Here is a 21,860-nt window from a genome sequence, read left to right as displayed (position 1 = left end):
AGTGGTCACTGTGTGCCGTGGCCGCCGCCGAAAGGATGCCCGCCGAATGGACTCCGCCGACTCCGGACCGGACCTCAGAGACTACGCGGCCCTCCTCCGCCGCAGATGGCGCACCGTCGCCGCGGGGGTCCTGGCCGGCCTGGCCGCCGCCGCGGTCGCGCTGCTGGTCGCCCCCGAGACCTACACCGCCACCTCATCGGTGCAGGTCCGGCCAACGGGCCTCGCCGAACTGACCGGCGAACGGTCGGGGCGTACCAACGGCGAGGTCAACCTCGACACCGAGGCCCAGGTGGTGCGCTCGGCCCAGGTCGCCACCGCGGCGGCCGAGCTGATGGGCACCGGGGCGTCGGCCGCCGAACTCCGCGAGCGCGTGACGGTCACCGTCCCGCCCAACAGCAGCGTCCTGGAGATCGCCTACAGCGCCATCGGCCCCGACAGCGCACGCCAGGGAGCCGAGGCGTTCGCCGACGCCTACCTGGCCCACCGCACGGCCGAGGTCGAGTCCCAGGTCGACCGCCGCCTCGACGCCCTGCGCAAGGAGGTCGACTCCCGCTACGGCGAACTCGAAGACCTGGCGGAGACGGCCGGCGACAGCGACGGCGGCGGCGCCGACCAGATCCGCGCCGAAACGCGCCTGGAGGCGGTGCAGACCGAGATCGCCGGTCTCAACGGTGAGATCGATCCGCTCGCCGCCCTGCGCGACTCGATCATCCCGGGCCAGATCATCACGGCCGCGACGACGCCCGACGCCCCGTCCTCGCCCGTCCCCGCCGTGTGGCTGTCGGGCGGCGCGCTGCTGGGGCTGCTGGCGGGGCTGGCGCTGGCGGTCGCCGACGACCGCGGCGACGGCCGGCTGCACGGCCTCCGCGACATCCGGCGCGCCACGCGCCCCCCGATGCTGCTCGACCTCTCCGACGACGGCCGCGCCACCCGGGCGGTGGGCCTGGTCCCGGCGTCCGGCCCGGCCGGGCAGCGCGTCAACGGGGTCGCCCACACCCTGTCCGCCCGCATGGGACCGGGCGGACACGTGCTGGTGGTGCCGGGCGCCTCGAACGGCGACGCGGGGATGGTCGCCGCGGCCAACCTCGCCGCGGCCTTCGCCCGCATCGGCGCCGACGTCCTCCTGGTCTGCGCCGACCCGCGGGAAGCCGCGCAGTCCGCGGAGTCCACGGATCCCGCGGCCGACGACCGCACCGGCGGGAGGGAGCACGACCGCCTCGCGACGGCGGAACACGCCGTGTCCGCGGCGACCGGGGCAGAGGCCACGGCCGGGGACGGGACCACGGCCGAGGACGCAGAGGCCAGGGCGGAGACCGCCGTCACCACCACCGAGACAGGGACCGCGACCGGGGGCGAGCCGGACGCCCCGCACCAGGGCGAGGGCGAGGGCGCGGCCCGTGCCGAGAGCGCGGGCGAGGGCGCCGGCGGTGCCGCCGCGCCTTCGGGGAGCGACGCCCCCGAGCGGACAGCGGATTCCGGCGCACAGAATCGGCCCGAATGGGACGAACGTGGCACCGGAAAGGGTGCGGACGGTACGGGCCGCACGGCCGCCGGGCCCGCCCGCAGGGGCAGGCCGGCCAAGGTCGCACGCGAGAACAGCGGGCCCGCCGCCGGGCTGCTCGACCTTCCCGAGGGGCCCGGCCTCGCCGAGGCACTGGCCGACGGCGTCGACCCGGCCCTGCTGGAGTGCCGCCCCGAGGGCCTGCCGGGACTCCGCGTACTGCGCCACGGACGGCCCGGTGCCGCGGAACTGCTCCAGCGCGAGGCGATGGCGGACCTCGTCCGCCGGCTGCGTGATGAGGCCCGGTTCGTGATCATCGCGACCGCTCCCACCTCGGAGCGCGCCGACGCCCAGGCCATCGCCGCGGTGGCCGACGCGGTTCTGCCGACGGCCGAGCTCGGCCGCACGCGCGCCTCCGAGCTGACGGCCGCCGTGGACCGTTTGGCGGCCATGGGCACCGAGGTGGCCGGGATCGCCATCGTGCCCGCACGGGTGGGGCCGCAGCCGGTCCTCGCCTCGCAGCCGGGCGCCGGTTCGGCCCTCGCCACGACGACGGCCGCCGGAACCCCGGAGCCCGCCCCCGTCGCAGGGACCGCCCGGGGCGCGGAGACGGAGGGGCCCGCGGACACCGCCGTCGCCGGATCCATGGAGGCCGCCACCGGCGAGCCCCCGGAGGGCGCCACCGGCGAGCCCCCGGAGGGCGCCACCGGCGAGTCCCCGGAGGCCGACGCCACCGGCACAGCGGCCGAAGGGGCGCCGGCCGAGACCGCCGGGAACCCACTGGGCGCCGCGACCGACGCGGCCACGGCGAAGAGCCCGGGGACCGCCACACTCCAGGCCCCGGACGCGGCCGCGGCGAAGGCCCCGGACGCGACCTCGGCGAGGGGGTCGGACGCGGCCTCGGCGAAGGGGTCGGACGCGGGCACGGGGCCGGCGGAGGACGCACCGCCCCGGGCAGCGGCGAACGGTGGGAAGCGCCACGCCTCCGCCGTGGCGGCGGAGCCCGGCGGACTCACCGTGACGGTGCCCGTGGACGACGTCGCCGCCGACACGGCGCCGACGGAACCCGAGGCGCCCGCCGAGGGCGGTATCGCCACGAGCACCAGCTCCATGGCCCCGTCCTCCGCAGCGGAGACGGCGACGACCGAGGCCGACGCCGCCGGAGACGGGACATCGGCCACGCCCGCCCACGCCGATGTGGCCTCCGCCACGGGCACGGATACGGGCGCGAAGAGCACCCGCAAGGGCGGCAGGCGCACCAAGGGCACCGCCAAGCGGACCACCCGGTCCCCCCGGAGCCGAGGCACGGCCGCCGCGGCCACCGCCGCCGGCTCTGCCACCGGGGTGGCCACCACCGGCTCGTCCACCGAGGCGACCACCACCGGCTCGGCCACAGCGAAGGACACGGCCGACAGCGGTACCGCCACGGCCCCCGAGCCGCCTGACGGAAAGGCGGCCAAGGGCAGGGCCGGCAAGAACGGCACGAAGACCGCACCCGGCGGAACGCAGAGCCCGGCGAACACGGACACCGCGAGGGACACCTCCGGCAACGAGGACGACCAGGGCGCCGGCGGTAACGGCGACGCCACCGGGTCCGACCTGTCACTGCAACGTTGACCAGCCGCGATACGACCGGGGCCGGCGGCAAGCCCGCCGCCGCGCCCCGGCGCCCTCCAGCTCGTCCCGGGGAGCCCACGCAGCCGGTACGCCCCGGACCGGGCGAGCCGATCGGAGCCCTCGGGCGCCGACCGCAGACCACCCACGACGACGTCCTCGATCGTTCGGACGTGCATGCGGACCCCGCCCGCCTCGGCCCGGCGGCCCGTGGCCGTCGCCGCCGTCCCGGATCAGCGGTGCACGGCGCCGCCCATGGTCGAGTCGTCGATGAGCGCTCTGCGCTCGCCCCGCGCCGACCTGCACAAGAGGGACATCACGACGCCCCTCACTCAACCCACCGACCCGCACGACGACCACGAGCGGAAGAGAACGTCCACCCGCCGACCACCGACCTTCGACCGGACGCCCCATCGAGGCCGCACGACCATGGCGAAGTCGATGAATCTCCCGAGGCGGAGCCGGGCGGGCGCGGTCAGGGACGGCGAGAGGGCGGTGGGCTATGACGCAGCCGCCCATCTCGCCTCCTGTCGAACCTGGCTCGGCGGCCTCACCCGTCCGCACGGCACCGACCGGTGGAACGGGGTGGTCCGAGCGGCCCGTGGCGAGCGCCGCGTGGTCCGTGGGTCGGCCCGGGTGGCCGGTGCTCTGGCTGTTCGGCGGATACCCCGTGTGGTGGGCGCTCGGGTTGGGGCAGTTCGCGTTCTGGATCTTCGCGGTGCCGATGGCGGCCGATCTCGTCCGCCGCCACCGGACGGTCGGCCTGCGGCTGCCTCCGGGGTTCTGGCTCTGGGGACTGTTCCTCGTCTGGTCGGTGGCCGGGCTCGCGTTGATCGGCCTCACCCCGCCCGGAACCCTGCCCGGCAGCGGCGGCCCGGCCGGCGCGCTGATGCGGCTCCTGACCTACCTCGCGCTCACCGTCCTGCTGCTCTACATCGGCAACACCCCCGGCCGCCCCGCGTCCAGCGCCTCCGCGCGCCCATGCGGCATTCAGGAGGGGCCCGGGCTTCCCGCGGAACCCGGCGCGCACTCTCCGCCGGCGCTCCTCCCCCTGGTGGCCGGCGGGGGCGACTCCGGAAGGGCATCGGCGGCGTCGTCGCCATCGGCAGTGTCGTCGTCAGGCACCGTGACGGCCACGGCACCGGAGCCGTTCGCCCACGCCCATCCGGCACCGGACGACGACCGCGATCCGGCATACGCCGCCGAACCGGGAACCGCGCACCCCCTGCGGGAGGACCCGACCGTCGCCTGCGGCGGCGTCCGGGGACGGGCGCCCGGTGATGCGCGGCATCGGCCATGGGCGGTTCCGGGGCCGGGAGCATCGGACGGCGTTCCTTCGGGCTCCGCGGTGCGTGGAACGGGTCGGCCCTCCGCGCGGGTGCTGGCGGATCTGGACGTCGCCCGTGCGCTGGGGGTGCTGTGCCTGGCGACGATCGGCGGCGGGTTCCTGGGGCTGGTGGCACCGACGTTCGAGTTCACCTCGCCCGTCGAGATGCTGCTGCCCGCCGGGGTCGCCGCCGACGCCTACGTGCAGGCGCTCGTTCATCCCGCGTCCGCGCAGATCATGGACGTACTCGGGTACGAGTCGGCCCGGCCGAAGGCGCCCTGGGAGTACACGAACACCTGGGGCAACATGCTGTCGCTGCTCCTGGTCTGGCTGGCGGTCGCCTGGATCGCGCGCGGCGGCATGGCCACGCGCTGCGCCGCCGTCGCCGCGGTGGCCGCCGCCGCGGTCCCCGTCGTCCACTCGCTGAACCGGGCACTGTGGGTGGGGCTCGCGCTATCCGTGGCGTTCCTGCTGGTGTGCCTGCTGCGCCGGGGGCGGGTCGCCGCCGTCGCGATATGCGGCGGCGGGCTGGCGGTGCTCGCCGCCGCGGCACTGCTGTCGCCGCTCGCGACGGTGGTCCAGGAGCGCGTCGGCCACCCGCACAGCGACGACGGGCGGGCGGCCGCGAGCATCGCGGCGGTCGAGGCGGCGAACGCGTCGCCGGTCCTGGGCTGGGGGTCCACGCGCGACATGCTCGGCAGCTCCGCGTCGATCGCCGTCGGGAGCTCCCCCGAGTGCCCGGGCTGCGGCAACCACACCATCGGCAACAACGGGCAGCTCCAGCTGACCCTGATCGCCAACGGCTGGGTGGGGACGGCTCTGTTCGTGGCCTTCTTCGCGCAGATCGCGTGGCGCTTCCGGCGGGACTCCGCGCCGGTGGGGGCGGCCTGCCTGCTGACCGTCCTGCTGCTCTTCTGGTACATGTCGTTCTATGTCGCGCTGGCGGGACCGCTGGCCGTCTCGATGGTCGCCGTCGCGCTCCTGTGGCGACGCGCCGCCGAGGGCCGGTCTCCGGTCGCCGTGGCGGGGGGTGCCGCGTAATGGCCGACGATGCCGCCTACCTCACCGGGCTCGCGCAGGTCCTCTGGCCCGGCGGCGGGCGTTTCGAGCGCGGAGGGGAGACGTCGCGGCCGCTCGGTGCACGCGCCCTCGGGCCGGACGACGATGAGGGAGGGTTCCGCGCCTACCTGCCGGTCCCGTCCGCTCACCACCCGCGGGTGATCCTGCCGGCGGACGACCGCTTCACCGCGGCGCGCGGGATCTCGGCGTTCGCCCAGCGCCACTCCGCGCGTGCCCGCCTGCGCGCCGCCCTGCTGACGACGGCGTTCGCCAGCGGGCTGGCCCCGATGCTGCTCCGCGACCGGCTGCACGTGGCCACGGCACATTCCATCGAGCAGGCGCTGTCGTCCGCGCTGGACCGGGAGGTCGTCATCGCGATCCACATCGGGCCGCCGCGGGCCAACCGCAAGCCCGTCCTGCTCCTGCTCACCCCCGGCGGGCGCACGGTCGGCTACGCGAAGATCGGGGTGAACGCCCTCACGTCGCGCCTGGTCAGGGCCGAGACGCGGGCGCTGCGTCGGATCTCCGGCGCCCGGATGCGCGACGTCACGGTGCCGCGGCTGCTGCACACCCAGGAGTGGAACGGCGGCCCGCTGCTGGTGCAGGAGGCGCTGCCGGTGGGCGACCAGACGGACCGCCCGACGCGGCGCCAGTTGCTGCGGTGCGTGGTGCAGATCAGCGAACTCGCCCCGGTCGTGCACCTCCCGCTGTCCGGCAGCCCGTACCGGCAGGCGCTCGCGGAGCGGATCGACGTCTTGGGGGACCGCCCCGAGGTGCCCGCGCTGCGGGCCGCGCTGGAGCGGCTCCCCGACGTACGGCTGCCGTTCGGCGCCTGGCACGGCGATCTGACCAGGTGGAACGTCGCCGGCACGGCGCGCCGGGCGTTCGTGTGGGACTGGGAGCGCCTGGAGTTCGGGGTCCCGATCGGGTTCGACGCGCTGCACTACGAGCTGAACGAGTGCGTGCAGAGCGGTGTGCACCCGGGGGTGCGCCGCTGGCTCGACAGCGGGGCCCGCCTCCTGCGCGACCCTTTGCTGGTGGCGGCCGGACTGGCGCCGGGCACCGCGTCCACGGTGATGGCGCTCTACCTGGTCGACCTGGCGACCCGGTACCTGCACGACCGGCAGGACGAGGCCGGCGGATTCCTCGCCGCCGTGGACGACTGGCTCCTCCCCGCCCTGGCCGGCCTGGGCCACCGCGCCGCCCACACCTCCAGGAGCCCGGCCTGAACGCCGTTCGCGGCGGCTCCTCCCCTGCCCCGGCCGGCGCTCCGCGCTCCGGACCGGTATCGCATGCGAAACGAATGAGGAGGGTCCCATGTCGATCCCGTCGTCCGTGACATCGGCGGCCGGGCGGCTGCTGCCGAAGTCGCTCCACCCGGCGCTTCGGGTAATGCCCGATGCGGTGGGCCAGGCCACCCGGCGCGGCCGCGCGCTGCCCACGTTCCTCATCGCCGGAGGCCAGCGCTGCGGCACCACATCGCTGTTCAAGGCCCTGGTCCAGCACCCCCAGGTGGCGGGCCCGACGCTGCGCAAAGGGGTGCACTACTTCGACGCCGGCTACACGCGCGGCCTGGACTGGTACCGCGCGCACTTCCCGCTGACCGCGACGCTGCGCGCCCTGGGGCGGACGGCCGTGGGAGAGTCCAGCCCCTACTACCTCTTCCATCCCCTCGCCGCCGAGCGCATCGCCCGCGACCTTCCCGGCGTGCGCGTCATCGTGCTGCTGCGCGACCCGGTCGAGCGCGCCTACTCCGCGCACGCCCACGAACTGGCCCGGGGCTTCGAGACGGAGCCCTTCGAACGGGCGCTGGAGCTGGAGGAGGAGCGCCTCGCCGGCACCGAGGAGCTGCTGTGCGCCGACCCGGCGGCCCGCTCCCACCACCACCGGCACCACGCCTACCTCCGCCGCGGGCACTACGCCGACCAGCTCCAGCGGCTGGAGAAGCACATCGGGCGGGACCGGCTGCACGTGGTCGAGAGCGAGGCGTTCTTCGCCACCCCGGAACCGGTGTTCGCCGGGGTCGCCGACTTCCTCGGGATCGCCCACGACAGCGGCATCGCGTTCGAGCGCCACAACGCCCGGCCGCGCGGCGCCCCCATGCCCGAGGCGCTGCGCGGCAGGCTCCGCGCCCACTTCGCGGACGCCGACCGGCGGCTCGCCGACTGGTGGGGCCGCGTACCCTCGTGGCGCGGGTGAGTCCTCCGGCGGAGGGCGCGGACCTCTCCCGCGTCGCGCGGGGCGGGGCGCTGAACGTGGCGGGCGCGGTGGTCGGCGCCGCCCTCAACACGGGGCTGATCGTGCTGGTGGCCCGGGCCTTCCCCCAGGACACGGCCGGGCTGCTGTTCTCGCTGACCTCCGTGTTCCTCATCGCCGCCGCCGTCGCCGACCTCGGAGCGTCCACCGGGCTGGTGTACTTCGTGGCGAGGCTGCGGGCGCTCGGGGGCGCGGGGCGGATCCCGCACCTGCTGCGCCAGGTGTTCGGCCCCGTCGCCGTCGTCTCCGTGGCCGTCGCGGCGGCCCTGTTCGCCTGCGCCGACGACGTCGCACGGCTCGTCGGCGCAGAAGGGGCGGTTTCCTACGTCCGGCTGCTCGCGGTGTTCCTGCCGTTCGCGGTGGTCACCGACGCCGCGCTGGCGGCGACACGCGGACTGCGCGACATGGGCGCGACCGTGCTCGTGGGGCGGGTGGGCCGCCCCCTCGCCCAAGTGGCGCTGGTGGCGGGCGTGGCGGTCACCGGCGGCGCCGGGCTGCTGGTGGTCGCGTGGGCCGGGCCGTACCTGCCCGCCGCCGTCGTCGCCTGGTTCTGGCTCCGCCGCATCGTGCGCCGGGCGCGGTCCGGCGAGTCCCCGGACGATGCGGCGGGGCCGGTCACCCCGGCGGCGTTCTGGTCGTTCACCCTGCCCCGTTCGGTGGCCACCATCGCCCAGCTCGGCATCCAGCGCAGCGGGATCGTCCTCGTCGCGGCGATGCAGGGCGGCGCCGCGGCCGCCGTCTTCACCGCCGCGACCCGGCTGCCGGTGGTGGGGCAGTTCGGCGCGCAGGCGATCCAGTTCGCCGCGCAGCCGCGCCTTGCCGAACTGCTCGCCGTGGACGACCGCCGGGCGGCGGGCACCCTGTACCGGGCCAGTACCGCGTGGCTCATCTGCCTGACGTGGCCGCTGTTCCTGCCCGCGATCGTCTACGCCCCCCTGGTGATGCGGCTCTTCGGGCCGGACTACGCGGAGGGCGCCGGGGCGCTGGTCGTGATCGCTGCGGCGCAGCTCGGCTCGACGGCCATGGGCATGGGCGACACCGTGCTGACCATGGCCGGGCGGACCGGCTGGAACCTGGTGAACAACGGCCTGGCCCTGCTGGTGAACATCCTGCTGTGCCTGGCGCTGATCCCCGGATGGGGCGCGCTGGGCGCGGCGATGGCCTGGGCGGCGGCGATCGCGGTGCGCAACGTCCTGCCCGTGGCCCAGCTGTCGCGGAGCCTGGGGCTGCACCCCTTCGGGAGGGGGTGGCTCATCGCGGTCGCGGTGTGCCTGGTGTGGTTCGGCGCGCTGCCGCTGGCCTGCGCGGCGGTCCTCGGGAGCGGGCCGGTCTCCCTCGCGGTCGCACTGACGGCGGGGGGCGCCGGGCATGTCGCCACCCTGTGGCTTCTGCGGGGCCCGCTGCGGCTGGAGGGCCTGCTGCGCCCGCGCCGGACCGTGCCGGTGTCGAGGCCGGAGCCCGCGCCCTCCGAATGAGTCATGGTCACCCCGATCCGGGTGCGAGACGCCGCCAACGCGGTTCGCGGAGCGGGAGTCCCGTCCTCGTCGGCCTTGTCGCCGCCGATCCGGCGGCCCCTCCCGGTGGCCTTAAGCGGGCAAGCATCCTCCTCTGCCCGCGATTTCCATGACATCACCCTTCGCAACCAGGAAATCACGTTGTGTTGTGTAACGATGACCGCATGTCCACGGCCCCGGTCTTGCTCATCGCCTCCAGCGGGGGGCACCTCGCCCAATTGTGGTCGCTGCGTCCCTGGTGGGAGGGGCGCGAGCGCGTGTGGGTGACCTTTGCGACCAGCGACGCCACGGCGCTCCTCAGCGGCGAGGACGACGTGCGCTGGGCGCACCGCCCCACGACGCGGCACATCGGCAACCTGCTGCGCAACGCGGCACTCGCGGCGCGCACGTTCGCGCGGCTGCGCCCGGCGGTGGTGGTCACCACCGGGGCCGGTGTCGCCCTGCCGTTCTTCGTCCTGGCGTGGCTGCTCCGGATACCGACCGTCTACATCGAGGTCTACGACCGGATCGACACCCCGACCCTGACCGCCCGGCTGTGCCGCCCGTTCACCCGGCTGTTCCTCGCCCAGTGGGAGGAACAGCGCTCGTTCATGCCGACCGCCATCACCGTGGGGCCTCTGCTGTGACCGACACACCCGACCCGTCCACCCGTTCCGGCGACGCCGACCGCAGCGGCCAGAAGCACACCGCCGAACCAGCCGACGAGGCGAATAGAGCCTGCGTCGACACCGAGGGCACAGACCCTCGCCCGCTCGTCCTTGTCACCGTCGGCACCGACCACCACCCCTTCACGCGTCTGGTCAACTGGGCCGACGCCTACGCGGCCGACCATCCCGACGTCCGGGTCCTCGTCCAGCACGGCGCCTCGGCGGCCCCCGTGTCCGCCGAGGGGGAGGCGTTCCTCGACGGCGCACGCCTGCACGCCGCCATGGCCACCGCCGCGGCCGTGGTGACGCACGGCGGACCGGCGACCGTGACCGAGGCCAGACGGCTGGGGCACCTGCCGATCACGGTCGCCCGTGACCCCGAGCTGGGCGAGCACGTCGACGACCACCAGATCCGCTTCGTCGCCCGGCTCGACGCGTCCGAACGCGTGCTCTCCTGCGCCAGTCACCAGCAGTTCACCGCGGCCCTCGACAAGGCGCTCGACCATCCGGGCGAATTCCGACTGGACGCGGAGGCGGAGGACGGCGCCGACGCCGTCGCGCGCGAGGCCGGGAGGCTGATCGACCTGCTCGCCCCGCAGCCCGTCGCGGACCGGCCGATCCCTCCGCCGGCCCCGCTGCCGTTCGGCGAACGGTGGCCGGACGTCACCGTCGTGATCCCGACCCGAGACCGCCCCGAACTCCTGCGCCGCACCCTTCGCTCCATCGCGGCACAGGAGTACCAGGGCACCATCACCAGCCTGGTCGTCTACGACAACGACCGGCCGGACCACTCGGTGGCGCACGACACGGGCGACCGTCCGGTGCGGGTCATGGGCAACACGCTCAGCCCGGGGCTGGCCGGCGCGCGCAACACCGGGATCCTGGCAGCGACCAGCGAACTGGTCGCCTTCTGCGACGATGACGACACCTGGCTGCCGGCCAAGCTGCGCGCCCAGGTGGAGGTGATGCGCGCCGAGCCCGAGACCGAGATGGTGTGCTGCGGCATTCACGTCGCCTACGACCGCACGGAGGTCCGCCGGGTCCTCAAGCGCACGAGTGTCACCTTCGCCGACCTGCTGCGATCGCGACTGACCGAGCTGCACCCATCGACGTTCCTGATCCGCCGCAGTGCGTTGGTCGACGGCTGCGGACCGGTCAGCGAGGAGATCCCCGGCAGCTACGGGGAGGACTACGAACTCCTCTTGCGGATGGCCCGACGCGCCCCGATCCGCAACATCCCAGAGGCCGAGGTGCGGGTGCTGTGGCACCGCCAGTCCTACTTCACGGGCCGCTGGCAGACCATCTCCACCGCCCTGCGCTGGCTCCTGGACAGCTACCCGGAATTCCGCCTGATCCCCCGAGGCCATGCCAGAGTCGCGGGCCAAATCGCCTTCGCAGAGGCAGCAGCCGGCCGCCGCCGAGCAGCTTTGGAATGGTCGATCACCACCATCCGAGCCCGCCCAACCGAGGCCCGCGCCTACCTGGCACTGGCGGTCACCTGCGGCCTACCCGCAGGACTGGTGACCCGCACCCTCCACCGGAGGGGCAGAGGTATCTAACACCATCGGATCGGAGACACTGCGGAGACCACATCGATTGCCACGGTTTCAATTTCGCCAGAATGTTGGTCGCCACCAATAGAGGACAGATCTGTCCTCCGGCCACGATGACTCCTGAACATAGGTCGGTTCAAAGTTGTCGCCGTCGCGGTCAATCGGACGAAACCCCTCTTCCCGCTCCTCGCCAACAGCAGAGGCGACGAACGGCACAGATCGCTCCGTTTTTGCGCCAAATTCCGCATAGTTTCGCTGCGCATCGAATAGGGAAATTTTATTAGCATTGTCGGCCCCAAAGGGCCATCGGAGAGCCTGAGGATCGTCCTCCCAGAAACAGATTGGGCAGATTAAGTACGATCCAGCACCATCAGAATGGACCTTATATCCGCAGCATGGGCACGGATTGTCCCCTCGGTCAGGACTCACCATTCACCAACACTCCCGACTGCCTGTCAAAATAGGATTGCGGATCATCTGGAATGAAGAATGTAATGATTCCACGACTACTCCTAGTCCCGAACTCACCAGATTCCGGGTCAAAGTAATATGCCTTATCTCCATCTCTCTTAATGAGGACGCCGGGCCGAGCACCGTCACATTCGCACATGAGATCGATTGCCGCAGAGCTGTATTCGATCTGCGTCTCGTACCCCATTTCATCGCCGTGATCAGCGTAGTGACGATCAAGGTTGCCCGATGTCGTCCACTCATCAGCGCCGCACAAGTTCTGGTTATGAACCAAAAGCGACGAGTCGCCCGCGAGCACATAGTAGGTCTGAAGGTCGGCGATGGTGAGGTTGTGGACTCTCTGGTCCTCGGCCGTGTCGGTTTCGACTGCGGTGACTTGGGCCCAGGTGCCGGTGGAGGTGCGGAGCCAGGTTCCCGGTTCCACGTCGATGGCGTCGACCCACTGGGCCTGTTCGGGGGCCCAGAAGGGGTGTTCGTCGGTGGCGGTGACCGTGTCCGTTATGCCGTCGGCGGTGGCGATGGTGAGGGTGACCAGGGTCTTCTGGCCATCGCCGGTGATGGTGTCAGTGACCTCGCGCGGGCCCTCTTCACCCGTCAGCGGATCGAACGCCAGCACTTCATCGCCCACCGCGATGTCCTCGATGGGCACGCTCGTGCCGTTCGCGAGTAGGACCGCCGTGCCGGGAACGAAGCTGTTTCCGGTAGGGCAGGACGTGCCGTCGCGGTCGCTGTCCTCCTCGCTGCGATCCTGACCCTGCCCGTCCGAGTCGCCGTCGGCCAGGTGCTGGGCGTCCGGGTTGGGTTCGGGATCCGGGTCGGGGCCGTTGCCATCGCCATCCGAGCCCCGGCCGCCGAGGGCCGTGGGAAGTTTGGAAAGGCCCTTGAGCGCGGGCCCGCCGACGAACCAGCTCCCGATGTTGGCGGAGGAGCGGATGAGACCTTCCTCGAAGTCGCCGTTGGCGAAGTGCTCGAACCCCTCCTCGCTGATGGCGAACTGCGTGGCCTGGGTGAGGTTCCACAACCCCATGTGGCTCGCGCCGTCCCACAGCCCGCCCAGGTAGTCGCCGTCGTTGAAGCCCTGGCGGATCAGCCCGAAGCTGTCACGCATCGTCGAGGCGTATTCGTCGTGCATCTCCCCGACGGCGACGGCGCCGTTCGCCAGGCCCCGGCGGATGGTCCCCGGGGCGTCCTCGCGCAGGTCCTCATAGAGTTCGATCGAACCGGAGATGGTCTCCTCGGCCATCTCCATCCCCTCTCGGGTGGCACGCGCCTGGGACTGGACCGCGTCATCGACCAGGCCGGCAATGTCCTCGCGGAAGGAACCGGTGGAGTAGGTGTGGACGAGCCCACCGCTTCCCGGGCCGGGCAGGAGGCTGTCCAGCCCCAGCGGCATGAACGACCCCCCGGCTCCGTTTCCGGGATCGAGGTCGGCGTCGAAGGCGGGCATGAAGTCCAGCGGGCCGTCCCCGCCGTCGTCGGCGGGTTCGGCGTCCGGCCCTTCATCGTCGCTACCGGTGTCGGTCGGTTCCTCGCCGTCGGCCTGCGGGCCGGAACCGTCCCCTTCGGCGCCGACAGAGTCGACGGCGCTCTCGATCATGCCGGTGACGCGCCCGGTGATACCGGAGCCGATCACGGTGCTGGTGATCACGGCCACAAGCAAGATAACGGCGGCGTACTCGACGAAGTTGGCGCCTCGCTCGGGGTCATGGATTCTGCGCAGCAACAAGCATCACCTTGGGGGGAACCGGGGGGTCAGGTGGAGAAATGACTGGGCGGAAGGGTCAAACGGCCGGGCGTGCACGACGCAGGTGGTCGCGCGAGGCAGGTCGGGTGGCCAGGAACAAGACAAGTCCGGGCAGGAGCATCTGGGTGAGACCCGCGGTCTCGCCTCCCAGAAGGGTGAGCAGGCTCCAGAGCAGGATCACGCCGGTGTACGCGCAGGTCGCGTAGAGCACCCAAGGACCGCCGCGAGCCAGCAGAAGCCCGAGCGTGAGTGCGATCGCCCCCTGGCCGAGGTAGGCGAAAAACCCGAGGTACAACGTGGTCTGGTCGGCGTCGGCGACGATCAGGATGAAGAAGAGCAGGAATGCAATCCCGGCGGTGATGAACAGCAGCACCCGGGCGGTCTTGAGCTGTGTGGGCAGAGCGGGGGACGCGGACACGCAGCGGCTTCCTCGGGACAGGGGGGATACGGGCAGCTGGGGGAAATGATTCGCGGTAACGACCGTAACACCCAGGGTGGACATTCCACGGCGAGAGGGCGCACATCGGTCCTGGGGTGGACAAGCCAGGATATGGGAGTGGTCGTCGTGACGCGAGTGGATATTCGAGGGCGATGTGTTCTCCGGGAATCGCCCCGCTAATAGCGCGACGTCGGTAATCCGCAGCACCGACTGTGCGGGGCCGCGCGCCGAGTGGGGAGGGTTGAGCGGTGCCCCGGCGCGCGGCGGTCTTTGGCTGTCAGGGGTGGGCCGTTCCTCTGTAGAGCCATCTGCCCGTGGTGTCGGGTGCGTAGGTGGCGACTCCCCGGATGTGGGGGCCGAGGAAGTCGGCGAGGCGTAGGTCGATGCCGCCAAGGGCGAAGCTTTCGACGAGGCGGGCGAGGTCGGTGCTGATCTCGGTGCCGTCGAGGGGCCCGTTGCGCAGTTCAATCACGGCGCTTCCCCGCTCCAGCACGCCCATACGGTGCTGGTGCCGTCCGCGTCGCGGCGGGTGCCCCAGTCGTCGGTGAAGGCGTCCACGAGGGCGAGGCCGCGCCCGTGCTCGCTGTCGGCATCGGGGCGGGCGATCCGGGGGCGGGTTCGGGCGCCGGGTAGTGGGCCGGCGTCGCCGACCTCGATGCGGGCGGTCTGCGCGGTGGCTTCGACGTAGAGGATCAGGAACCCGCCCGGGAGGCCGGAGCAGGTGTGGGTCACGGCGTTGGTCGCCAGCTCGGATACGACCAGCTGGGCGTTGTAGAGGTAGGGATGCCGGGGCCCGAGGTCGAGGACCATGATGTCGCGGGCGGTGGAGGCGGCTTCGGGCACGCCGTCGAGGCGGTGCAGCAGGCGCAGGCCGGGTGCCCGCGCGGCACGCGTGGAGGCGGTCGCGCTCACCGCACACCTCCCGCGACCACGAGCCCTTGGAGGAGGGGGCTGAGTTCGGCCCGGAGGTCGTCGAGCCCGTCATTGAAGGTGACGGCGAGGGCGGCGGGCCGGGCCGGGGGCGTGGGCTCGCCCGGGCAGGCGTGGTTCGGGGTGGGCTTTGAAAACGTCCGTCCGCAGCGGGGGCAGTTCCACCACCGGGCGACGACGCAGCAGCGGCAGTGCCGCCCGTGCGTCGGCGGCACCTGCCACCGGGTGAGAAGGCTGAGCAGGAATCGCATGTGACCCCCTTGGGGTGAAGCCGGGCATGCACCCGGCCAGGCCATCTGGTAGTCCCATGGTTGCGGTGAGTGATGAAAAATGCAAGACCAACTTTTGAATTAGTGACATGCTTTCTGCATAGTGACCTAGATGTGGATGGGTGATGCTTCGAATGTCCGAAAACCAAGCACCAGCCCTAGGATCTGGACAGACCGACGGCCCCGCTACGAGGAGGACGACGCTGGTGGCCAGCTCTCCCCCGCTCAGCAAGCGACGCTTGAGTAGGCAGTTGAAGGAGCGTCGAGAGGCCACCGGCCTGACAGCGGATCAAGTCACTGAGCAAGCCCGGCAGGCAGGGGCCAGCAAGTGGTCGGCCTCCAAGATCACTCGCCTCGAACGGAACGAGTGGCTCAGGCCGACGGTCGAGGACGTCGAACTCCTGCTGGACATCTACCGCGTCACCGACCTGGCACAACGCGCCGAATACGTCCAGCTCGCCAAGGAAGCACGCCAGAAGGGCTGGTGGTCGGCTTACGCCGACGTTCTTGGGCGCGGACTGCTCACGGGACTGGAACCAGGCGCTTCGCGTATACGCACCGTGGAGATCGCGGTCCTGCCCGGTCTGCTCCAGACGGAATCGTATGCTCGACGCATCATTGAAGGCGGCGGTGTCGAAGACACGGCCGAAGTAACTCGTCGGGTCGAAGCACGCATGCTGCGGCAGCAACTCCTCGACCCCAAAGGGTCACCGCCCGTCTACTGGGCGATTATCGATGAGGCCGCGATCCGCAAGATCCCAGCCGACATCCGTGAAGAGCAGATCCGGTACCTGATCGACGTGCAACGCCCGGCCTTGCGGGTGCAGATACTCCCGGACGAAGCAGGACTGCACGCCGCCGTGGGAGGTGGGTTCACCCTGCTGGATTTCCCCGAAGACTCCGGACTCGTCTACACGGAGAACTCGGTCGCCTCAAGGATCGATGAAGAGCCTGAAGCCCTCGAAGCCTGGGATCTCGTGTACCAGTATGTAAGTGCGTCCGCGATGTCCGTTGAAGCTACGCGTACGCATCTTGTCAGTTTGCTCTAGTCACGCAGAAGGTCCGGTCCCGCATGCATGAGTCCCTCCAGTTCCGCAAGTCCAGCTACTCCACCGCCAAGGGGGAGAACTGCGTGGAGGTCGCTGATGTGCTCGGCGTCTCGGCCATGCGTGACACGCAGAACCGGCACCTCGGTCATCTGGAGTTTCCCGGGGCCGAGTGGGTCGCCTTCGTCGACGGGGTCAAAGCCGGCGAACTCTGAGACCTCCCCCTTTGGCATACACCGATGGCCGCGGCTTCAAGCCGCGGCCATCGGCGTCCCCGTGTCAGTCCTGCCCCTCGGCCCGGGTGCGGGCGCGGTGGGCGCGCTTTACCGCGTCGGCGATCGCTTCGCGGGCCTGGTCCGGGATGTTGACGTAGGGGTCGCGGCCCGCCGTGACGAAGCCTCGGCGGGCGTGTTCGTTCTCCAGCACCCTGAAGTCGCAGCTCGGGGCGGTCGTGCCGTCCCATAGCTTGACGGCGCGTACGCGCTCGTATTTGCGCACCGCCTCCGGGATGTCGGCGTACCACTGCGCGGTCGCCTGCGGGTCGTCGGCGATGGGCACGGTGCCCATCTCGCCGATCATCACCGGCTTGGCCGGGTCGATGCCGTGCTTCGGTCCTTCGTTCTGGATCCATTCGTACGCGGGGGCCATGGCCTCCTCGAACGAGACCACGTGGTCCCAGGTGGGCTGGAGCTCGCACCCGGTCATGTTGTACGCCTCCCACGAGATCCAGTCGACGTGGTCGTTGCCCGGCCACAGCCCCGGAAGCCGGTCCAGGTTCCCCGGCCAGCCGGTCACGTTCCACACGAAGACGGCGTTGCCCGCACCGTTGCGCCGGTACAGGTCCACGATGTGCCGCCAGGCCCCGACGAACTCGTCCGGGGTGCCGCGACGGTTGTAGCGCTTCTGGGCATCGGCTTCGTGGTCGAAGGTCACGAACATCGGGGAGCCCAGCTCGGCGATCCCCCGGGCCTGCGCGGTGAGCGCGTCGTCGTAGTCACCGGCGATGATGTCGCTGTACTCCAGGGCCGGGCGGCCGCTGCGCTCGAACGCGCGGGCCTCGATGTTGACGTGGATGAAGCGGCCCTCGGCCGCGAGCCTGCGTTCCCGCCGGTTGGGGACATCGGTCTGGTCGACACCGTGCCAGGTGTAGACGATGTCCATGGGCCGTCCGGCCGCCTCCTCCAGCGGGGCGGGGTCGTTCTGCCACGGACTCGCCCCCCACCAGACACCGCACGAGGGCTCCAGGATGCGGCTGACCTCGCAGTCGTCCCCTTCTGGGTCCGATCCCGGGCCGGCGGGGGACGGCTGTGCGGAGGGGTCGGGCGATGGGTCCTGCGCGCCGGTCGGCGAGGGAGCCGGCTCCGGCTCCTCCGCCTCTTCCTGCTCCTGCTCCTGCTCCGACTCCACGCCCGGGAACCAGTCCCACACCCAGTCGGGCACGTCGGGCAGGCCGGAGGACTCGGCCTCTTCCGCCTCCGCTGCCGCGGTCGCGGTCGCGGTCGCGGTCGCGGTCGCGGTCGCGGTCGCGGACGGGGCCGGCGAGGGTTCACCGGAGGCGGGAGCGGCGGGGGTATCGGTCTGGGGCCGGTCCTGCTCTAAGCCGTCGGCCGGGGCCGTCGATCCCGGACGACCGGGTTCTCCCGGCGGGCCGGAGGCCGCGGCGGGGTCCGGATCGCCCGGGCCGACCGACGGGGCGGCGGACTCGGGCGACGTGGTCCCCTGGAGTCCGGCGGGGGGCGAGGCAGCCGGCGACGGGGAGAACGGCCGGGTCAGCGCCGCCGTCTCCGCGCCGATCGCCTCGCGGATCGCCGGTACGGCGGCAGCGGCCACCGCCAGCGCCATGAGCACCCCGCCCGCCCTCAGCACCCGGCGCCGCATGGTCCGCCGCCCGGCGCGCCGGGACGTCGCCCCGCCGGTGGCCTGGGATGGTGCGCCGTGTCTGGCCCGATACTGTTCACCCATGCCCCATTAGCTACCAGATGAATCTATTCAGTTACTCTAAGTGACGATGTCTCGGCGCGTCGCATTGCCGCCCGGTCGTCCGTGACCGCCCCCCGCGGGAGGGTTGTCAGTACCCGAAACGCCACCGGGTCGGCAGAGTGATCGCCGATACCACCGCCCGGTCCCCGCGCGCCAGCCCCGCCTGCCAGGCCGTATCGGGGCGGACCCGCACCGGCCCGGTCGCGAAGCGCATGGGGTTGCCCGAGACCGTGTGGGTGGGCGACAGGTGCACCGCACCGCCGGGGCCGATCGGTCCCCGCCCCCTGTCGTCCGCGACCCCCTCGACCCCCGCGAACCGGGCGATGCCGCGGAACGCCGCCTCCGGGTCGGCCGCGAAGTCCTCGTAGCGGACCCGGCACGTGTCGGTGCCGGTGCGGTGCAGCGCCGCCAGCACCGCGTTCTGCGCGGTCCACTGCACCGCCGCGCGCGCCGGCGAGTAGCGCGCCATCTCCTGCTCGGGGCTGGTGGCCGTGGCATCGGGCCGCGGCACCCGCTTGCCCCACGCGTAGGCGACCGCCCGGGGGTCGCGCACCACGTGCAGCAGGCGCAGGCGCGGACCGTAGCGGTGCCGCAGGCACACCGCCAGCGACGCGTGCTTGCTGGCGTCGACCACCACCCGGCACCCGCTGACACGCGCGATGGCGGTGTAGAGGCGGTCGTAGAGCCCGGTGTAGCGGTCGAGGCGGTCGGCGAGGGCCGCCGGGGGCCGCGGGCCGAGCAACGGCGGGACGAACCGCGTGCGGTCGACGCCGTCCTTCAGCGCGAGGACCGCGTGGGGGTCGAGCCGGTCCCAGCCGCCGAACGCCGCCTCACCGACCTCGCCCCAGAACCCGCACGCCCGGAAGGGCACCCCGCAGCCGCAGGGTTCGTCGTCGACCAGCGCGCGCCGCCACATGTGCACGACCTCGCCGACCGAGCACACCCCCGGCAGTTCCCCGAGCAGGCGCTCGATGAGGGTCGAACCGGACCGGCCGATGCCGCCGACGAAGAGCAGCCGAAAGTCCTCCACGACCAATCACCGTAATACAGACGGTGATGAAATCCCCGCTCTGCGCGTCCGAATGGGACGCGCGCCGCGGCCGTCCCCGGCAACGCCCCCGCAGCGCCCGCGCGCCGCCCCGGTTCCCGGGGCGGCGCGCGGCGGCACACCGGCCGCGCCCACCGGCCCTCAGCCGGCGCTCAGCCGCCCTCAGCCGGCGCTCAGTCGGCGTTGACGATCATCCCCGCGCCGACGGTGGCGTTGGTGCCCTCGTCGATGAGGATGAAGCCCCCGGTGAGCCGGTTGCGCCGGTACTCGTCGGCGAACAGCGGCTGCGTGGACCGCAGGGATACCCGGCCGATCTCGTTCAGCGACAGGTCCGGGGCGTCCTCGTCGCGGTGCAGCGTGTTGACGTCGATCCGGTACTTCAGGTCGCGCACCAGCACCTTGGCCGTGCGGGTCGTGTGCTTGAGGAGCAGCTTGGAGCGGGGTGTCAGCCGCCGGCTCTCCGACATCCAGCAGACCATCGCGTCGATGTCCTGCGAGGCGGCCGGCCGGTTGTTGGGCCGGCAGATCATGTCGCCCCGCGAGATGTCGATGTCGTCCTCCAGCAGCAGCGTGACCGACATGGGCGGGAACGCCTCGCCGACCTCTCCGTCGGCGGTGACGATGCGCGCGATCCGCGTGGTCAGCCCGGACGGCAGGTGCATGACCTCGTCGCCCGGCTTGAGGACGCCGCCGGCCACCTGGCCCGCGTAGCCGCGGTAGTCGTGCAGCTCGGGGTCGTCGGCGCGGTGCGGGCGCACCACGTACTGCACCGGGAACCGGACGTCGATGAGGTTGCGGTCGGAGGCGATGTGCACGTTCTCCAGGTGGTGCAGCAGCGACGGCCCCTCGTACCAGGGCATGTTCAGCGACCGGTCGACCACGTTGTCCCCGTGCAGCGCCGAGATCGGGATGAACGTGAGGTCGGTGACGTCGAGCTTGGTGGCGAAGGCGCTGAACTCCCGCTGGATCTCCTCGAACCGCTCCTGGGAGTAGTCGACGAGGTCCATCTTGTTCACGGCGAGCACCAGGTGCGGCACCTGGAGGAGCGTGGTCAGGAACGCGTGCCGGCGGCTCTGCTCCTGGAGCCCCTTGCGCGCGTCGACCAGGATGATGGCCAGGTCCGACGTCGAGGCGCCGGTGACCATGTTGCGCGTGTACTGGATGTGGCCGGGCGTGTCGGCGATGATGAAGGTCCGGCGCGGCGTCGCGAAGTAGCGGTAGGCCACGTCGATGGTGATGCCCTGCTCGCGCTCGGCGCGCAGGCCGTCGGTGAGCAGCGCGAGGTTGGTCTGCTCCTCGCCGCGCCCGCGGCTGGTGCGCTCGACGGCGTCGAGCTGGTCCTCGAAGATGGATTTGGAGTCGAAGAGCAGGCGGCCGATCAGGGTGCTCTTGCCGTCGTCGACGGATCCGGCCGTGGCGAACCGCAGAATGTCAGTACTCATGTCACGCGTTCCAAAGTGTCAGGGGTCGTCCACCCGCCGCAGGATCAGAAGTAGCCTTCACGCTTGCGGTCCTCCATGGCGGCCTCGCTGGTGCGGTCGTCGGCGCGGGTCTCGCCCCGCTCGGTGATCCGCGTGGCCGCGATCTCGGCCATGATCTCGTCCAGCTCCACGGCCGCGGAGCGCACGGCACCGGTGCAGGTCATGTCGCCGACCGTGCGGTAGCGGACGGAGGCGTCGAACAGCGGCTCGTCGTCGGCGCGGGTGATGAAGTCGCTGTCCGAGAGCAGGATGCCGTCGCGCTCGAAGACCCGGCGCCGGTGGGCGTGGTAGATCGAGGGGAGTTCCAGCCCCTCGCGCGCGATGTAGCCCCAGACGTCCAGCTCGGTCCAGTTGGAGATCGGGAACACCCGGATGTGCTCGCCCATGTTCGTGCGGGTGTTGAAGACGTTCCACAGCTCGGGGCGCTGCGCCTTGGGGTCCCACTGGCCGAACTCATCGCGGAAGGAGAACACGCGCTCCTTGGCGCGCGCCTTCTCCTCGTCGCGGCGGGCCCCGCCGAAGGCGGCGTCGAACCGGTGCTCCTCGATGGCCTCCAGCAGGGCGGCGGTCTGGAGGCGGTTGCGGCTGGCCCACCGGCCGGTGGGCTCGGTGACCTTGCCGGCGTCGATCTGCTCCTGCACGGAGGCGACGATCAGCTCGACGCCGGCCTCGGCCACGCGGCGGTCGCGGAAGTCCATGACCTCGGGGAAGTTGTGCCCGGTGTCGACGTGCATGACCGGGAACGGGATGTGCCCCGGCCAGAACGCCTTCTCGGCGAGGCGCAGCATGACGATGGAGTCCTTGCCGCCCGAGAAGAGCAGCACCGGCCGTTCGAATTCGGCGGCCACCTCGCGCATGATGAAGATCGCTTCGGCCTCCAGATGGTCCAGCTGCGATAGCTGGTACCGCCCGAAGGCCGTACGTCCGGCCTGACTCATGAACCCGCCTCACGATCATGGGCCGCAGCGCGCCGCGCGGCCG

Annotated in this window: 19 protein-coding genes; 9 read left to right on the top strand and 10 right to left on the bottom strand. The window is 71.9% G+C overall.

Going from position 1 to position 21,860, the window contains the following annotated elements:
• The first annotated feature begins 46 nt into the window (after positions 1-46).
• The 7 genes from ACFO4E_RS08905 to ACFO4E_RS08875 all read left to right on the top strand — a co-directional run bounded on the left by ACFO4E_RS08905 (position 47) and on the right by ACFO4E_RS08875 (position 11,477).
• Positions 47-3,118, top strand: a complete 3,072-nt coding sequence (locus tag ACFO4E_RS08905) for a Wzz/FepE/Etk N-terminal domain-containing protein (protein ID WP_378572757.1) — start codon at positions 47-49, stop codon at positions 3,116-3,118.
• A 640-nt stretch (positions 3,119-3,758) separates the two neighbouring features.
• Positions 3,759-5,483, top strand: a complete 1,725-nt coding sequence (locus ACFO4E_RS08900; protein ID WP_378572755.1) for a YML083C domain-containing protein — start codon at positions 3,759-3,761, stop codon at positions 5,481-5,483.
• The gene (locus ACFO4E_RS08895; protein WP_378572753.1) at positions 5,483-6,730 is read left to right on the top strand and encodes a phosphotransferase; all 1,248 of its coding nucleotides are present in this window, start codon (positions 5,483-5,485) and stop codon (positions 6,728-6,730) included. The genes ACFO4E_RS08900 and ACFO4E_RS08895 overlap by 1 nt, the downstream gene beginning before the upstream one ends.
• 88 nt (positions 6,731-6,818) lie before the next feature.
• Positions 6,819-7,700 (top strand): sulfotransferase, encoded by an 882-nt coding sequence (locus ACFO4E_RS08890; RefSeq protein WP_378572751.1) that lies wholly within the window; start codon positions 6,819-6,821, stop codon positions 7,698-7,700.
• On the top strand, positions 7,697-9,232 hold the full coding sequence (locus ACFO4E_RS08885) for a polysaccharide biosynthesis C-terminal domain-containing protein (protein ID WP_378572749.1): 1,536 nt from the start codon (positions 7,697-7,699) through the stop codon (positions 9,230-9,232). The genes ACFO4E_RS08890 and ACFO4E_RS08885 overlap by 4 nt, the downstream gene beginning before the upstream one ends.
• A gap of 203 nt (positions 9,233-9,435) precedes the next feature.
• The gene (locus ACFO4E_RS08880; protein ID WP_378572747.1) at positions 9,436-9,897 is read left to right on the top strand and encodes a UDP-N-acetylglucosamine--LPS N-acetylglucosamine transferase; all 462 of its coding nucleotides are present in this window, start codon (positions 9,436-9,438) and stop codon (positions 9,895-9,897) included.
• Positions 9,894-11,477 (top strand): glycosyltransferase, encoded by a 1,584-nt coding sequence (locus ACFO4E_RS08875; protein WP_378572746.1) that lies wholly within the window; start codon positions 9,894-9,896, stop codon positions 11,475-11,477. The genes ACFO4E_RS08880 and ACFO4E_RS08875 overlap by 4 nt, the downstream gene beginning before the upstream one ends.
• Before the next feature lie 48 nt (positions 11,478-11,525).
• Here the strand turns inward: ACFO4E_RS08875 and ACFO4E_RS08870 are convergent, their stop codons facing one another.
• The 6 genes from ACFO4E_RS08870 to ACFO4E_RS08845 form a co-directional block, all read right to left on the bottom strand.
• Positions 11,526-11,903 carry a CPCC family cysteine-rich protein gene (locus tag ACFO4E_RS08870; protein ID WP_378572744.1) on the bottom strand — a complete coding sequence of 126 codons (378 nt, stop codon included), beginning with the start codon at positions 11,901-11,903 and terminating at the stop codon, positions 11,526-11,528.
• Positions 11,890-13,665, bottom strand: a complete 1,776-nt coding sequence (locus ACFO4E_RS08865; protein WP_378572742.1) for a polymorphic toxin-type HINT domain-containing protein — start codon at positions 13,663-13,665, stop codon at positions 11,890-11,892. Before ACFO4E_RS08865 ends, ACFO4E_RS08870 begins: the two co-directional genes overlap by 14 nt.
• 58 nt (positions 13,666-13,723) lie before the next feature.
• Positions 13,724-14,059 (bottom strand): hypothetical protein, encoded by a 336-nt coding sequence (locus tag ACFO4E_RS08860; RefSeq protein WP_378572740.1) that lies wholly within the window; start codon positions 14,057-14,059, stop codon positions 13,724-13,726.
• A 343-nt stretch (positions 14,060-14,402) separates the two neighbouring features.
• On the bottom strand, positions 14,403-14,597 hold the full coding sequence (locus tag ACFO4E_RS08855; protein ID WP_378572738.1) for a hypothetical protein: 195 nt from the start codon (positions 14,595-14,597) through the stop codon (positions 14,403-14,405).
• On the bottom strand, positions 14,594-15,037 hold the full coding sequence (locus ACFO4E_RS08850; protein WP_378572736.1) for an ATP-binding protein: 444 nt from the start codon (positions 15,035-15,037) through the stop codon (positions 14,594-14,596). Before ACFO4E_RS08850 ends, ACFO4E_RS08855 begins: the two co-directional genes overlap by 4 nt.
• Positions 15,034-15,306: a hypothetical protein gene (locus tag ACFO4E_RS08845; protein WP_378572735.1), complete on the bottom strand. Its 273-nt coding sequence runs from the start codon at positions 15,304-15,306 to the stop codon at positions 15,034-15,036. Before ACFO4E_RS08845 ends, ACFO4E_RS08850 begins: the two co-directional genes overlap by 4 nt.
• A 257-nt stretch (positions 15,307-15,563) precedes the next feature.
• Between ACFO4E_RS08845 and ACFO4E_RS08840 the strand changes: the two genes are divergently transcribed.
• Together ACFO4E_RS08840 and ACFO4E_RS08835 are read left to right on the top strand one after the other, a co-directional pair.
• Positions 15,564-16,373, top strand: a complete 810-nt coding sequence (locus tag ACFO4E_RS08840; protein WP_378572733.1) for a helix-turn-helix domain-containing protein — start codon at positions 15,564-15,566, stop codon at positions 16,371-16,373.
• A 23-nt stretch (positions 16,374-16,396) separates the two neighbouring features.
• Entirely contained in the window at positions 16,397-16,585 is a 189-nt protein-coding gene (locus ACFO4E_RS08835; RefSeq protein ID WP_378572731.1) for a DUF397 domain-containing protein, read from the top strand.
• Between the two features lie 64 nt (positions 16,586-16,649).
• Here the strand turns inward: ACFO4E_RS08835 and ACFO4E_RS08830 are convergent, their stop codons facing one another.
• The 4 genes from ACFO4E_RS08830 to cysD all read right to left on the bottom strand — a co-directional run bounded on the left by ACFO4E_RS08830 (position 16,650) and on the right by cysD (position 21,817).
• Entirely contained in the window at positions 16,650-18,332 is a 1,683-nt protein-coding gene (locus tag ACFO4E_RS08830; RefSeq protein WP_378572729.1) for a glycoside hydrolase family 26 protein, read from the bottom strand.
• Positions 18,333-18,438: 106 nt separating this feature from the next.
• Positions 18,439-19,380, bottom strand: a complete 942-nt coding sequence (locus ACFO4E_RS08825) for a sulfotransferase (protein WP_378572727.1) — start codon at positions 19,378-19,380, stop codon at positions 18,439-18,441.
• 191 nt (positions 19,381-19,571) lie between these two features.
• On the bottom strand, positions 19,572-20,840 hold the full coding sequence (cysN, locus tag ACFO4E_RS08820; RefSeq protein WP_378572725.1) for a sulfate adenylyltransferase subunit CysN: 1,269 nt from the start codon (positions 20,838-20,840) through the stop codon (positions 19,572-19,574).
• Positions 20,841-20,884: 44 nt separating this feature from the next.
• Complete coding sequence (gene cysD, locus ACFO4E_RS08815) at positions 20,885-21,817, bottom strand: sulfate adenylyltransferase subunit CysD (protein WP_378572723.1); 933 nt, start codon at positions 21,815-21,817, stop codon at positions 20,885-20,887.
• Positions 21,818-21,860: the final 43 nt, after the last annotated feature.

It is taken from the genome of Nocardiopsis mangrovi, from assembly GCF_042653925.1.
GTDB lineage: Bacteria > Actinomycetota > Actinomycetes > Streptosporangiales > Streptosporangiaceae > Nocardiopsis_B > Nocardiopsis_B mangrovi.
The sequence above is the reverse complement of the archived record's forward strand: the minus strand, read 5'-3'. Positions and strand labels throughout refer to the sequence as shown.